The organism is Rhodococcus sp. NPDC056743 (assembly GCF_042790355.1).
Taxonomy (GTDB): Bacteria; Actinomycetota; Actinomycetes; order Mycobacteriales; family Mycobacteriaceae; genus Rhodococcus_F.
In genome coordinates this window covers 398111-411784 of record NZ_JBHTZI010000006.1, presented here as the reverse complement: position 1 = coordinate 411784, position 13674 = coordinate 398111, and the positions used below count along the sequence as shown (strand labels likewise).

Annotated in this window: 12 protein-coding genes; 10 read left to right on the top strand and 2 right to left on the bottom strand. The window is 61.4% G+C overall.

Going from position 1 to position 13674, the window contains the following annotated elements:
- Positions 1–5: 5 nt before the first annotated feature.
- A complete protein-coding gene (gene eccD / locus ACFRFQ_RS16380) occupies positions 6–1472 on the bottom strand; it encodes a type VII secretion integral membrane protein EccD (RefSeq protein WP_378659523.1) in 1467 nt (488 codons plus the stop codon).
- 241 nt (positions 1473–1713) lie between these two features.
- Between eccD and eccCa the strand changes: the two genes are divergently transcribed.
- The 10 genes from eccCa to ACFRFQ_RS16330 all read left to right on the top strand — a co-directional run bounded on the left by eccCa (position 1714) and on the right by ACFRFQ_RS16330 (position 12838).
- Positions 1714–5724 (top strand): type VII secretion protein EccCa, encoded by a 4011-nt coding sequence (gene eccCa, locus ACFRFQ_RS16375; protein WP_378659520.1) that lies wholly within the window; start codon positions 1714–1716, stop codon positions 5722–5724.
- Positions 5706–7187: a type VII secretion-associated protein gene (locus ACFRFQ_RS16370; RefSeq protein WP_378659517.1), complete on the top strand. Its 1482-nt coding sequence runs from the start codon at positions 5706–5708 to the stop codon at positions 7185–7187. Before eccCa ends, ACFRFQ_RS16370 begins: the two co-directional genes overlap by 19 nt.
- Positions 7188–7346: 159 nt before the next feature.
- Positions 7347–7652: a WXG100 family type VII secretion target gene (locus ACFRFQ_RS16365; protein ID WP_378659514.1), complete on the top strand. Its 306-nt coding sequence runs from the start codon at positions 7347–7349 to the stop codon at positions 7650–7652.
- A gap of 117 nt (positions 7653–7769) precedes the next feature.
- Entirely contained in the window at positions 7770–8066 is a 297-nt protein-coding gene (locus ACFRFQ_RS16360) for a WXG100 family type VII secretion target (protein WP_033231348.1), read from the top strand.
- Between the two features lie 312 nt (positions 8067–8378).
- The gene (gene rplM, locus ACFRFQ_RS16355) at positions 8379–8822 is read left to right on the top strand and encodes a 50S ribosomal protein L13 (protein WP_378659510.1); all 444 of its coding nucleotides are present in this window, start codon (positions 8379–8381) and stop codon (positions 8820–8822) included.
- The gene (rpsI, locus tag ACFRFQ_RS16350) at positions 8819–9328 is read left to right on the top strand and encodes a 30S ribosomal protein S9 (RefSeq protein ID WP_378659507.1); all 510 of its coding nucleotides are present in this window, start codon (positions 8819–8821) and stop codon (positions 9326–9328) included. The genes rplM and rpsI overlap by 4 nt, the downstream gene beginning before the upstream one ends.
- A 144-nt stretch (positions 9329–9472) precedes the next feature.
- Entirely contained in the window at positions 9473–10816 is a 1344-nt protein-coding gene (glmM, locus tag ACFRFQ_RS16345) for a phosphoglucosamine mutase (protein ID WP_378659504.1), read from the top strand.
- A 128-nt stretch (positions 10817–10944) separates the two neighbouring features.
- Positions 10945–11262, top strand: coding sequence for a hypothetical protein (locus ACFRFQ_RS16340; RefSeq protein ID WP_378659501.1), 318 nt, complete (start codon positions 10945–10947; stop codon positions 11260–11262).
- Positions 11262–12530, top strand: coding sequence for a hypothetical protein (locus ACFRFQ_RS16335; RefSeq protein ID WP_378659498.1), 1269 nt, complete (start codon positions 11262–11264; stop codon positions 12528–12530). The genes ACFRFQ_RS16340 and ACFRFQ_RS16335 overlap by 1 nt, the downstream gene beginning before the upstream one ends.
- Complete coding sequence (locus tag ACFRFQ_RS16330) at positions 12527–12838, top strand: hypothetical protein (RefSeq protein ID WP_378659496.1); 312 nt, start codon at positions 12527–12529, stop codon at positions 12836–12838. Before ACFRFQ_RS16335 ends, ACFRFQ_RS16330 begins: the two co-directional genes overlap by 4 nt.
- On the opposite strand, the gene ACFRFQ_RS16325 is transcribed toward ACFRFQ_RS16330, so the two are convergent.
- Positions 12799–13656, bottom strand: a complete 858-nt coding sequence (locus ACFRFQ_RS16325; protein ID WP_378659493.1) for a dienelactone hydrolase family protein — start codon at positions 13654–13656, stop codon at positions 12799–12801. The two genes, ACFRFQ_RS16330 and ACFRFQ_RS16325, sit on opposite strands and share 40 nt — an antisense overlap.
- Positions 13657–13674 lie beyond the last annotated feature (18 nt).

The window sequence follows — 13674 nt, the reverse complement described above, 5'->3', positions numbered from 1 at the left end:
GACGCTCAGAGTCCGCGCATGACCGAAAACAGATCGGTCACCCAACAAATCAGAGGCACGATCAGCGCGATCGCAGCCAAGTCGATCAACTCTGCAACCCGTCGCATCACCGGGCTGAACACCCGGTTCGGTGCGAGGATTCCCAGCACCAGGGCCAGGATGAGAACGGCCATGGCGAGCGCAAAAACGATGACGTGATTGTCTTTGCGCAACCAGATCTGTGCGCCCAGAACAACAAGCACGACGGCTGCCCCGCACGCGATGAGGGGAACAGCCTGGGCGGTACCGGCAAATGTGCGGCCGCGGAGCATCAGAATGCCTGCGGTAACTCCGGCCAGGGCAAGGCCGGACCAGGCGATTCCGTTGTCGGTATGGACCGCGGCCACGCTCAGCGCCCCGGTCATCGCTGTCACGGATGTCGCAACCACCAAACCCGTCAGGTAACTGCGGGCGCGTCCGGTTCGCTCAGTCAATTCGTCGAAATTCGGCATTTCGGGCTCGGTGACACGATCACGAGCCTCGTCCAGCGGATTTGCGGGTACCGGCACTGGTGGCAACGGAAGCTTGGCAAGAATCATCGAAAGCCGCGCCGCGTAGGCGAGCGTGATGAGTGCGAGTGCGATGGCGGCTGCGCTGATTGTTTCCAGCGAAACGCGCGGAAGCAGCGTTGCGGCGGCAGTAGCTGCCGTTGCTGCCGATGAGATGCCGAAAAGTGCTGTGAATGTGGCTAATCCGACGCCGCAGAGGCGCAGGCATAGTAATGCCACCGATGCGACGAGCACGGAACCCATGAGAAGGTGTGGCGCCTGGAGCTCGTCGGGAACGACAAGGAGACCAGCGGTGAACGCGAGTGGAACGCCGGCGCAGCCGAGGACAAGGGCGCTACCACTGTCGTGGTAGACGCGGGCCGACACGATGGACGCAATGGTCAGCACAATGGATGTAATGAAAGCGCAAGTAGCACCGGGTATTCCGGTTGCGCCGACCAGTAACGCAGCCGAGCCGAGTAACGATGCGAGGACAGCGATCACGGAGCCGGTGATCCGTGCAGCCAGCGGTGTCCATCGCCGATAGGTCTGAGCGCCGGTGGCGGCGACGGTGTACATGATGTCGTCGAACAGTGGCGGCGGAGCGGCAGCGTCTGCGGCTTCGAGAACGAGCAATTCTCCGTCACGGATTCCATGCTCGTGAAGTGAGAGTGTGCCGGAGAGGGGCGCGCGGCAGACCTTGGCGAGGGTCCAGTCCGTCGGTTCGAATTGTTCGGATTCCGTGTCGAAATCATTGGAACCGCTGTGGCTTCGAATAGTGTCGACTATGCCGGGAATGACCAGTGTGAGCGGAATGCGCAGCGGTACTGCAAGATCGACCTGCGAGTGTGCCGAGAGAACTGTCAGCCGACACAGCTCTGCGGACGGTGCTGTTCGACGCTCACTCGGCGCTGCCGACGTCGTGTCAGTTGTCGATATGCTCATGAATCAACCCCACCGTTCACTATCGAACCCCACCTCCGACGCGATTCCCCGTTCGCGTCCCCCTTCTTTATCGGAACCATACGACACCGGACTGGGAATTGCTGCCGTCACTGCCCGGTGGAACGGTTGCACCCCAAGGTCTTGTCGGCTCGATGGGTTAGTGTCTTCTCGTTGCGTGGACTTTGTGCCGTGGGGGCGGTCCGGTTGATGTCGGACACATCGCAGCGCTGTAGGGGGCGAAGTGAGTACAGTCAGATTTTTGCGTCGAGCTCGGCGGGAGGCGCCGCGGGCGCCAGGCGGCGAGGTGACGTTGCAGGCGCCGCCCGAGATTCCTCGTGCTACGCCGGGAAATCTGCTCACCAAATTGCTTCCGGTGGTGATGGTGGTGGCGATGATCGGAATGGTCGCGTTGATGTTCACGTCGGGAATGGCGCGAAATCCCATGTCATTGCTGTTTCCGATCATGATGATGGTTTCGATGCTCGGGATGTTGGCCGGTGGCGGTCGTAGTGGTGGCGCGCGCGTCGCCGAGGTCAACGAAGATCGCAAAGACTACCTTCGCTATCTCGATCAGTTGCGTCGCGACGTCGACGAGACCGGACAGGCGCAACGCCGGGCACTCGCATGGAGTAGTCCGCAGCCGTCTTTGCTGTGGACGCTGGCGGGCACGTCACGCATGTGGGAGCGTCAGATAACCGATCCCGACTATTGTCACGTACGCGTGGGCCTCGGTAGTCAGAGACTGGCGACACGTCTGATCTCGCCGGAGACCGGACCGGTCGAAGACCTCGAACCAGTTGCATCCGTGTCACTTCGGCGATTCGTCCGTTCCCATTCTGTGGTCGAGGATCTTCCGACTGCGGTGTCGTTGCGGGGGTTCGCTGCGATAGCTCTCGAAGGTCAACGTGACGCCGCCCGTTCGTTGGTCAGGGCGATGCTGATGCAACTGTGCACTTTTCACGGTCCCGACGTACTGCAGATCGCACTGGTGTGCGGCCCCGATGCGCAGTCCCACTGGGAATGGGTCAAATGGTTGCCGCACACACAGCATCCCGAGGCGTACGACGGTGCCGGTGCGGCGCGGATGGTCTACGGCTCTTATCTCGAATTGGAAGGCGCTCTGGGTGAGCAACTTTCGATGCGCGGACGGTACTCGCGCAACGCGCCCGCTACGGCGGGCGTTCCGCATATTGTCGTGGTCGTCGACGGCGGATTGTTGGAAGGCGATTCGGGTCTGTTGACCGGATCAGGTCTGGATTCGGTGACAATCCTGGACCTGTGCGGTTTCTCGTCGTCGTTGTCCGCCAGTCGTGGTTTGCGCCTGGTGGTCGCTCCTGATCAGGTGGGCGCGGTCAGCAGTGCCGGAGTGGAGAAGTTCGCGCGCCCGGATTCCGTCTCCACGACCACCGCGCAGACCTTCGGCCGGCGGATGGCGCCGTACCGTGCTGCTTCACAGAATGCCGTCGATTCGGGGGACGACGACACGGCGTCGCGGTCGTGGAGTCAGATGCTGGGCATCGGAAACGCGGCGCGCTTCAACCCGGAGCATGCATGGTTACCTCGTCAGGGGCGTGATCGACTGCGGGTACCGATCGGAGTCGGCGGTGACGGTCAACCTGTCGAACTCGACCTCAAGGAATCCGCTGAGAACGGAATGGGGCCGCACGGTTTATGCATCGGGGCAACAGGTTCGGGCAAATCGGAGTTTCTTCGGACGCTTGTTCTGGGTTTGATTGCGACACACTCGCCGAATGCACTGAATCTTGTCCTGGTGGATTTCAAAGGTGGGGCCACGTTCCTCGGTCTCGAAGATGCGCCGCACGTTGCGGCCGTCATCACCAACCTTGCCGAAGAACTAGCCATGGTCGACCGGATGCGCGACGCACTTGCCGGTGAAATGAACCGTCGTCAAGAACTACTCCGGGCCGCGGGAAACTTCGCAAATGTGTCGGACTACGAGAAAGCGCGGGTGGCGGGCGCCGCCCTGGACCCGCTACCTGCCCTGTTCGTCGTAGTGGACGAGTTCTCCGAACTGCTCAGTCAGCAACCGGAATTCGCCGATCTGTTCGTGGCAATAGGGCGACTCGGTCGATCGCTGCACATCCACCTGCTGCTTGCCAGTCAACGTCTGGACGAAGGGAAGTTGCGTGGGCTCGACAGCCATCTGTCGTATCGGATCGGATTGAAGACGTTTTCGGCCAACGAGTCTCGGACGGTATTGGGGGTTCCCGACGCGTACTATCTACCCGGAAATCCAGGCGCCGGATATGTGAAAGCTGATTCAGCTGAGATCGTGCGCTTTCAAGGCGCGTACGTCTCCGGACCCTACGAGGGTGCGAGGATTGCGCCGACGCGACTTGCGACGGAACAAACTGTTGCTCTCGCTCCGGTGTTGTTCACTGCTGCGACAGTGATCAGTGCTCACGTCCCGGCGGATGTAGTGGAGCCGGACTTCGTCGATATGGGGGAGGCCGGTGACGAATCACTTACGCTCATGGGAGTTCTCGTCGACAGGATCAAGGAGTACGGTCCGCGCGCGCACGAAGTGTGGCTTCCTCCACTCTCTGCGTCCCCGACGCTCGACCAGCTTCTTCCGCGCGCCGTGTCACGTGATCCGAATCTGCCCCGCGGCAATCTGAGTGCAGCGTTCGGAATTGTCGACAGGCCGTTCGACCAGCGACGCGACCCACTTGTCGTCGACCTCAACGGGTCGACCGGAAATGTAGCGATCGTCGGCGGCCCGCAGTCGGGGAAGTCGACGGCACTGCGGACTCTGATCATGGCGTTTGCTTTGACACATACTTCGGAGCAGGTGCAGTTCTATTGCCTCGATTTCGGCGGCGGAACTTTGCTGGGACTGCGGGATCTTCCGCACGTCGGTTCGGTGGCAAATCGGCTCGACGAGGACAGGGTTCGGCGAACAGTCGCGGAGGTTGCGACGGTAGTGCAACAACGGGAGCGACTCTTCCGTGATCTCGGCATCGATTCAATGGTCGAATTCCGGCGGTTGCGCGCTGCCGATCCTCGCGGAGTAGGTGCCGCTGCCGGCCTCGAACGCGACAGATTCGGTGATGTCTTCCTGGTGATCGACGGGTGGCCAAGCGTTCGTTCCGACTTCGAGTCTCTGGAAGGCCCGATCAATATTCTTGCCGCGCAGGGATTGTCGTTCGGGGTCCACGTCATGGTCACCGCGCCGAGGTGGGCAGATATCCGGCCGGCGTTGAAAGATCAACTCGGCACGCGAATCGAACTTCGTCTGGGTGACCCGGGAGACTCCGACGCGGGGCGTCAGAAGGCAAATCTGGTTCCGGAACGTCATGCGGGGCGGGGAATCACGCGTGAAGGACTTCACCTGTTGACCGGGCTTCCGCGAATGGACGGTATCTCCAGTAGCGGGGAACTCAGTGCCGCGGTATCCGATGCCGTAAGGCGCATTGCGGCTATGTCGACGTCCCGACCTGCTCCGCCGGTTCGGATGCTTCCTGAATCATACACGCGTGCAGAACTTCTCACGTCCGTCGGAGGCAGGTGGCCGCAGGCGAGCGCGGGAGACGGTCGGTGTTTGCAGGTACCTATCGGGTTGGGCGAAACCGACCTCGAACCCGTCTACATGGACTTCGTAGAGCACCCGCACCTCCTGATATTCGGCGATACCGCCTGCGGGAAGACGTCGCTGCTCCGCGGCATCGCCGAAGGAATCATGGCATCGAACACGCCGGCGCAGGCAAAATTGATCATCGGTGACTACCGGCATTCGATGTTGGGTGTCGTCGACGGCAATCACCTCGGTGGATACGCGGCCTCAGCGGTGACATTCGGTGAACTGATGGCGGACCTGGCTAGGATTGTCGGCGGTAGAATGCCGAATTCGGATACGACGCAACAACAACTGAGAGAACGCTCGTGGTGGTCGGGACCGGAAATCTACGTGATCATCGATGACTACGACCTGGTGGCAACATCCACCGGAAATCCAGTCGCGGCACTGCTCGAGTTCATTCCCCACTCGAAAGACGTGGGGCTGCATCTGGTGATCGCACGACGATCCGGTGGGGCAGGGCGAGCGCTGTTCGAGCCGGTAATTGCCCGGATCCGTGACATGGCACCGGCCGGTGTCGTGATGAGCGGCAGCCGCGACGAGGGAAATCTGGTTGGCGCCGTGCGTGGTGCGGCGATGCCGCAGGGGCGGGGCACCTACGTTTCTCGGTCGCGGACCCAACTGGTGCAGCTACCGTGGATGCCACCGCTGTGACACCGGGTCACACGTTGTCGGTTTCCGTGCACGTAGGTTCGCTGCACGCGTGGTCGGCAACAGGTCAACGCGAATTCTGTTGCAGGGTCGACACCGAGCAGCATTCGTCGCCGGCAGCCGCGTTGCCTATTGTCAATCCGTTCGATTTCATCGATGACAACTACATGGAGATCGGTGGGCGAATCGCGCCGACCGATCTCGAACTGGTGCACTTGATTCAGCATGCTGTGCAAGGTTGTGGTCTGGCCGATGCGGATGTGTTGTATCTGAGCTATCCGACCGAGTGGGGGAATACCCGCAAGGGGCGTTTGCTCGACGCTGCGCGCCAGGTCGGCTATGACGTCGTCCTGGTCCCGACCGCGATTGCGATTGCCCGTGCGACCCGCAGTAGTTGGCGGGCGAGGTGCGTCGTGGTGGAGATTCGTGGTGGTGACGCAGTCGTTTCGTGTGCGCGCGACTTCGACGGAGACGTCACGATCATGAGTACTCGGCGCAGACCACTGTCGGAATTGCCGCAGCTGTTCGGTGAATTGGAGGAACTGACTGTTCGAGACTCCGTGGTGGTTGTCGGGCGGCATTCGCATCCGATTGCGTCGTCCTTGGAGCGTGGGTCGCGAAGCATTCACGGCTATGCGAGCGTGCGCGTTCTCGACGAGAGCCGGATCGTCCGAGCGATCGTGGATCCGCGGGTGCGTCTGGAATCGGTCACGGCAGAAAACTCGGCGGGGCGGGCCGTCGACAACTCGGCGTTCGGAGATCGGTGGGTGCTGTCGTCAACGCCAGTGACGCAAGACGATTCGGGTGTCCACCCGCGCCGCTGGTGGGCGGCGCTGGCGGCGTTAGTCGTTGTTGTCGGACTGTGCGGGATAGGCGCGGCGGTCGTGACGGGGCGCGTCGAAGGCACTGCCGTCCACGCCCGACCTACTGACGGTCGGTCCGCCGATGTGGCGCCGGTGACCATGCTGCCGACCACACTGGGCGGTGCTCAGCAGAGCACCCTGGTGCCTTCCACTACGTCGGCCGCGCCGACGACCACAATCCCGCTCGGTGGTGGCAACGTGAGCGTTGAAGTGCCGGCGGGGTGGGCGCCCGATCCGAACCGATCGACCGCAGGACGGATGGACTTGATTCCGCCGTCGGGGAACGACCGCAAAATCGTGATCATGGAGAAAGAACTCCGCACAGGCGTCGAGTTCGATGCAGTCGAGCTCGATCTGCGTGATCAACTGGCCGCGATAGAGGATCCGCTCCGCTTCGGGAAGCTCGAGTCCGCTGTTGCGGTGGACGGACGAAAGGTTCTGTTGTACAGCGAATTTCCGGATGGATATTCAGAAGTTCGGTGGCAGGTATTTGTCGAACGGGGCACGCAGGTGAGCATCGGGTGCCAGTACATCGTCGGTGAGTGGGATGCGCTCGAGCCGGAGTGCATTCAGATCGTCGAATCCCTGTCCTACGTGAACTGACTGGCTTACGCGAAATTTGTTTCGAACCGTCGGAACCGTCGACGAGTGAGCGGCGTCCAAGTATGTGTAGCGCACATCAGGTATTTGTCGCCAGAGAAGGTCCGCCGGATGTGAGCCACCGCCGACACCGCGCATGCACATCACAACCAGGGGGAAGACATGGGCTTTACCGCAACAACCGCTGAATTGGTCAGTTCGTCGAATGTCATCAACGGCCATTTGGGTGACATCAGAGGACTGGTAAACGCTGTTCGATCCGAAGCGGAGGCGTCGAGCGGTTCGTGGAAGGGCAGTGCACACACCGAATACGCAGACATCATGGTGCGCTACAACAACGCTGCGATGAAGCTCGACACCGCGCTGAGCGATATCTGTGAGCAGATCAAGCAGTCGGCAGGAACATTCGACAGCGCAGAATCCGACAACGTGAGTTCCTTGCGTGGCGCGACCGTCAACATGTCCTGAGTGCTCTGAATCAGGCTCCGCGCAAGAACATTCGGTGAGACAACTCGGATCGACCCGAATGTGAACGACCTTACAGATCAGGCTCGATATGGACGCAAAAGTGGAATGGGAGTGGTTATGAGCGAGAACATGATCAGGTACGACTTCGGCGGACTTGCCATGCTGTCCGACGAAATGAAGCGTCAGGCGCAGGCAATCAACGACAAACAGGGTGAGATCAAGGTTGTTGTCGACAATCTGCAGGCGGGATGGGAAGGCGCGGGTTCGGAGGCGTGGAACGACGCGCAGCGTCGGTGGGGGCAGGCGTCGGAGGAGTTGAACATCGTGCTGGCCCAGATTGCCAACGCAACTGCGAGTGGTTCCGACTCCATGCGCGACGCAGATCGTGCGGCTGCGAACGGCTTCGGACGCTGACCTCACGCCGAATATCGTGTTCCGCTTCTGCCCCGACGAGCAATCGGTCGTCGGGGCAGAAAGCTCGTGGGGTGGGGTGGTCCGGACTCTCTTTGACCGGAGACAGGTGCTACCGGTATCGTCTATCGGTGGCGTGCCGTAGGCCTCCGCATGTTGATGTCCGGATGTTTGTTCGTGTGTTCGATTGCACGTTCGATTCCCGGAACTCGATGCGCAGGGTCCAGCGGTTCTCGGGTCTCAACTGGCCGCCGAGAATTGTCTATGCGATACGCACATGGTCAGCAGTGGAATGAATTAAGACGAGGAAGTTCTGTGTCTACGTACACCCCGAAGGCCGGAGATGTGACCCACACGTGGCACGTCATCGACGCCACCGACGTGGTGCTGGGCCGTCTTGCCGTTCAGGCAGCGACCCTGCTGCGCGGTAAGCACAAGCCCACCTACGCTCCGCACATCGATGGTGGCGACTTCGTCGTCGTCATCAACGCTGACAAGGTTGCCATCAGCGGCAACAAGCTTGTCGGCAAGAAGGTTTACCACCACTCCGGTTTCCCGGGTGGCCTGAAGTCCCGCACCGTCGGAGAGGTCCTCGACCGGACCCCCGATCGCCTCGTGGAGAAGGCCATCGTCGGCATGCTCCCGAAGACCAAGCTTGGTCGCGCGATGAGCAGCAAGCTGAAGGTCTATGCGGGCCCGAATCACCCCCACACCGCGCAGCAGCCGGTGCCGTTCGAGATCAAGCAGGTCGCACAGTGACATCGCCGGAAGAGCAGAACGTGACCGAAGAAAACATCGAGGCAGTGGAAGAATTCGCCGCCGAAGCAGTCGAGGTCGTAGAAGAGGTTGCAGCGGCTACGCTGGCACCGATCGTCATCGATCGCCCGATCCAGACCGTTGGTCGTCGTAAGGAAGCGGTCGTTCGCGTCCGCATGATCCCCGGCACCGGCCAGTTCAAGCTCAACGGTCGCACCATCGAGGATTACTTCCCGAACAAGGTGCACCAGCAGCTGATCAAGGCTCCGCTGGTTACGGTTGAGCGTCCCGAGTCCTTCGACATCATTGCACTGCTGCACGGTGGCGGACCGTCCGGTCAGGCAGGCGCGTTGCGTCTGGCTATCGCTCGCGCGCTCATCGAGGTCACCCCCGATGATCGTCCGGCACTCAAGAAGGCCGGCTTCCTGACCCGTGACGCCCGCGCAGTCGAGCGTAAGAAGTACGGTCTGAAGAAGGCCCGTAAGGCATCGCAGTACTCGAAGCGTTGATGCTTCGCCGAGGTTGACCGAATGGTCTGCTTCGGCACCTGTTCGACTCGAGAGCAGGCGTCCATCGTTACCGGACGCCTGCTCTTGTGTTTTTCGGGAAAGATATTTCACAGAACTCGCACAAGATATTCAGGGAGTTGTTCGATGGGGCGGTTGTTCGGAACTGATGGTGTGCGCGGGTTGGCCAATGGCGATCTGACGGCGGATCTTGCGCTGCGATTGTCGATCGCGGCAGCGCATGTTCTGGCAGCTGAAACAACCGGTGGCGGTTCCCGCCCAACTGCCGTCGTCGGACGCGATCCTCGCGCGAGCGGTGAAATGCTTCAGGCTGCTGTCACTGCGGGGCTGACTTCGGCCGGCATCGACGTCTTGGATGTCGGCGTTCTGCCGACCCCGGCAGTTGCCTATCTGACTGGTGTGTTCGATTCGAGTCTTGGCGTGATGATCTCCGCCTCTCATAATCCGATGCCGGACAACGGCATCAAGATCTTTGCCGCCGGTGGACACAAACTCGACGACGATGTCGAGGCCGCAATCGAGGTCGCCATCGACGGCGGTGTGACGCCGACGCTGCCGACCGGCGCGGAAATCGGGCGAGTGCGCCCAGTCGGTGATGCCGCCGCGCTCTACTTGAAGCATCTCGGCACCGCACTGACGCAGCCACTCGACGGATTGACCGTCGTTGTGGACTGCGCAAACGGGGCAGCCTCCCAGGTCGGTCCGGCAGCCTATCGTGCTGCGGGCGCGAGCGTCATCGCGATCAGCGCCGAACCCGATGGCCTCAACATCAACGACGGTTGCGGATCCACTCACCTCGAGAATCTGCAGAAAGCAGTGGTCGAACACGGGGCAGATCTAGGTCTTGCCCACGACGGTGACGCCGACCGTTGCCTTGCTGTCGACGAGAGCGGGGCAGTGATCGACGGTGACGTGATCATGGCCGTGCTGGCGGTGGCGATGCACGAATCCGGAGAATTGGTCGACAACACGCTCGTGGCGACAGTCATGAGCAACTTGGGACTGCACCTCGCGATGCGGGCAGCGGGCATCGACGTTGTCACAGCCGCGGTCGGTGACCGTTATGTACTGGAAGAACTACGTACCGGTGGATACAGCCTGGGCGGCGAACAGTCCGGACACGTCGTCTTCCCCGGATTCGGAACAACGGGAGACGGCGTGCTCACCGGACTTCGGTTGCTGGCCAGGATGGCGCAGACGGGTAAGTCGTCGTCGCAGCTCGCCGCAACGATGACGTCGCTTCCGCAGGTCTTGGTGAATGTGAGGGTAGACGACAAGGCAGCAGTTGCCGCAGCGACGTCGGTGATGGCTGCTGTCGCTGATGCAGAGCGTGTCCTCGGTGATGGTGGCCGAGTTCTGCTTCGGCCATCGGGTACCGAACAATTGGTGCGTGTCATGGTCGAAGCTGCGGATCTTGGTGTGGCTCGCAAGCTTGCCGACGAGTTGGCCGAAACCGTCGCAGCGGTGTAGTGGCACGTAGCGTGCTCATCGATCCTGTCGGGAACTGAACTTTCGAGGGAACGGCCGACGGGGTTCGTGCGTCCAAGTAGTCATGGACCGCCGGATCTTTCGTGCGGCTGGGCGAAACGGAGTTCCGCATGAATATCGACCGCACTGCTACAGACGAACTCGAGCGTCGGACAGCGGCGCTTGCGCAACAGATGGGCGTCACTGCACGAACGTTGGAGTTTCCCGCGTTCTCGGGCGAGTGTGCCGGCCGGGATTATGTCGAGTGTGGCAATAGGCTTGCTGCCGCACTGGGTGTACTCCGAATGCGGATGGTGGAACGTGCCCAGTTCGTCGAGGCTCTCGGCGCGCGTATCGGTAGTTCGTCGAGAGCAATTGCGGATGTTGATCTGGGGTTGGCAGATCAATTACGAATGCACGGCCGCGAGTATCCGAAATCGGGCTTCTGATGTCGCTTCGCGCTGCCGCTACCGCGAGCTCTGTGGCCGACGCTGCGGAAACAATTATTGCGCAACGTAATTCGATTTCCATTCCGGACGATATTCTCGACGCCGGTAGTATCGGATTGGATTTTTTCGAGCGCTTCCACGACGCGGCCAGTCGTCTCGGTATCGAAATGCGGCCGTTGGATAGCTACGACGAGATGTATCGTGCCGAATCGGGAATCGATCTGCCGGCTCTGAACGCTGACGTATCGACGATGTCCATGGCGGTGGAAGCGTCGTCGCACGACTCGCGGGACTTCGTGGTGCTGTCCGATACTTTCGCGGAGATCTGGAATGTCGAAGGGGTGGACGACGTCATCGGACGTGTACACGATGAGCGACGGAGAGCGGAAGTCGAGGTCGAATCAGTGCCGCTGCTGATTTCCGTCGCCGACGAGTTGGCGCGCACTGTGCGAACTGCTGTGGTGGACAAGGCTTTCAAGGTTGCGTCGCTGGATCGAGAAATGATCGGTGGTCTCGATGCGCAGCACATCGATCAGCTGGTGGATGTGAGCACGCAGCGAGGGGTCGTCGACGCAGTCGAGAAGGCGTCTCAGTGGTTTGCGCCGTTGTCGGATGCGAAATTCAGGGCGGTGCGATACGCCGCGGCACTCGATCAGATCGAAACCTGCAGACTGGCAGCAGATCTCGTCGGAACCTGGATTGATCAGATCTTCAGGCCTGTGTACGTGGATACCCGTGACGAGTTCGACGGCGCCTGCGAGCAGGCCAGACTGGCTCTGACCGACGCGTTCGAGATTGCCGCCGATCTTGTCACCGAACTGTTTCCGGTCGAGAGTGCATCGACCGACGCTGGACATCCATCGGTTCCGCCGGACACATTGCCGGCATCCGTGTCGGCGGTGGACGGTGTTTCACCTTCCCTGGAGTTGACGGTCGGTACCGATACCTGGGGGTTCTCCGTTGCGCCGGACGGACGCGGGATCAGTCTCGAAGTTCGCGACCTGTCGGGGGAGTCCGTCACTGTCACTGTGGAATTGGACGAGCGCGGCTGGCCGACAATCGCGGTGGATACGGATGCCGCTCCCATTGTTTCCGAGGTGCCGGAGCCTGTGTCGCAGCCGTACCAACCCCCGAATCCGACACCAGCGGACCCTGCACCGACAGCGGATCCTGCACTGACAGCGGATCCTGCACCGCTAGTGGTTCCTGAGCCACTGAACGAACCGGATACGACCGGAGCCGAATTGGCGGGGGCGGGTCCGATATGAGTGTGTCGCAATTCGACGCGATCAATGCGGTCATGGATTCGCAGCTCGCCGAATTTCGCGAGCGACGGTCTGCTGCCGAACGTGATGACGAACAGCGGTGTGCACAATTCGGTGACGTCGTGGTGTCTACCGGGGCCGAGAAGTTCGGGCACGCGCCTGTCGAGCAGGGTGCGTTTCTTCGGTCAGCGTCCGAGTCGATGCCCGGCGACACCGCGACCCCCGCAGGGACCGCGATGCCCGGCCACCCGACCGGAGATTTGATGGCCGACTACCGGGAAACTGCCTGGCTCCGGCGCGCATCGGACTGAGAGTCGGAATCGGACTCGGAATCGGCGTCGAACATGGGCGAGGTGTGGGGGAATTCGGTGTTCTGGTCGGCAAATGCTTCGTAGCGCTTGTCGCCAGTGAGGTGGAAGAGAAGGAATCCTGTCAGCAGGCATCGCGTCGTGGCCTGTGTTTTGCGTTCGGATCCGCCGAGGCCCAGGGCTCCCAGAAGGCGCCGCCCTTCGATGAGACCGGCGTCCTGGGCGTCGTCGATGGTTCGCCCGATTACGGGGCCACCCCATTCGCGGGTAAGCGGACGGGCATTGCTGGTGAGTGAGTCGACGTCGTCTTCGCCGGCAAGGATCAATCCAGGGGCTGTGATCTTGGACGCGTAGTTCTCGGCTTTGGGGGCTGTGGGTGCGGGGAAGAGTGCGGCGACGGCTGCGACGTTTCCACGTTGTGCGGCAGCGAGGACAGCGGCACCGGCGCCCATTCCGTGTCCGGCGAATGCGACGTGGTCGGGATGGACGCTGATCTGTCCGGGACCGAGTCGGACGCCGACGCAGATGTCGAGAGTCGAGCGTAGGTCTGCGGCCAATCCGAGGTGCGAGGGGACGGGGCCACGCTCACTTTCGGGTGCTGCGGCGACAATTCCCCAGGAAGCTAGATGCTGAAGTGTCTGTTCGTATTTATGTGCGCCGACCATCCAGCCGTGCCCGAAGGCGACGGCGGGGAGATTGAAGCCCGCTTCCGGGGTGTAGACGACGCCTGGTTGACCGGCCAGAGCGAGGTTGCCGCGCAGAACACGGTGCGGTCCGCGCTTGGACAGCTCACGGGTCAGTGTCTTCAGTTTCGGTGCCACGGATCAAGACGTTATCCG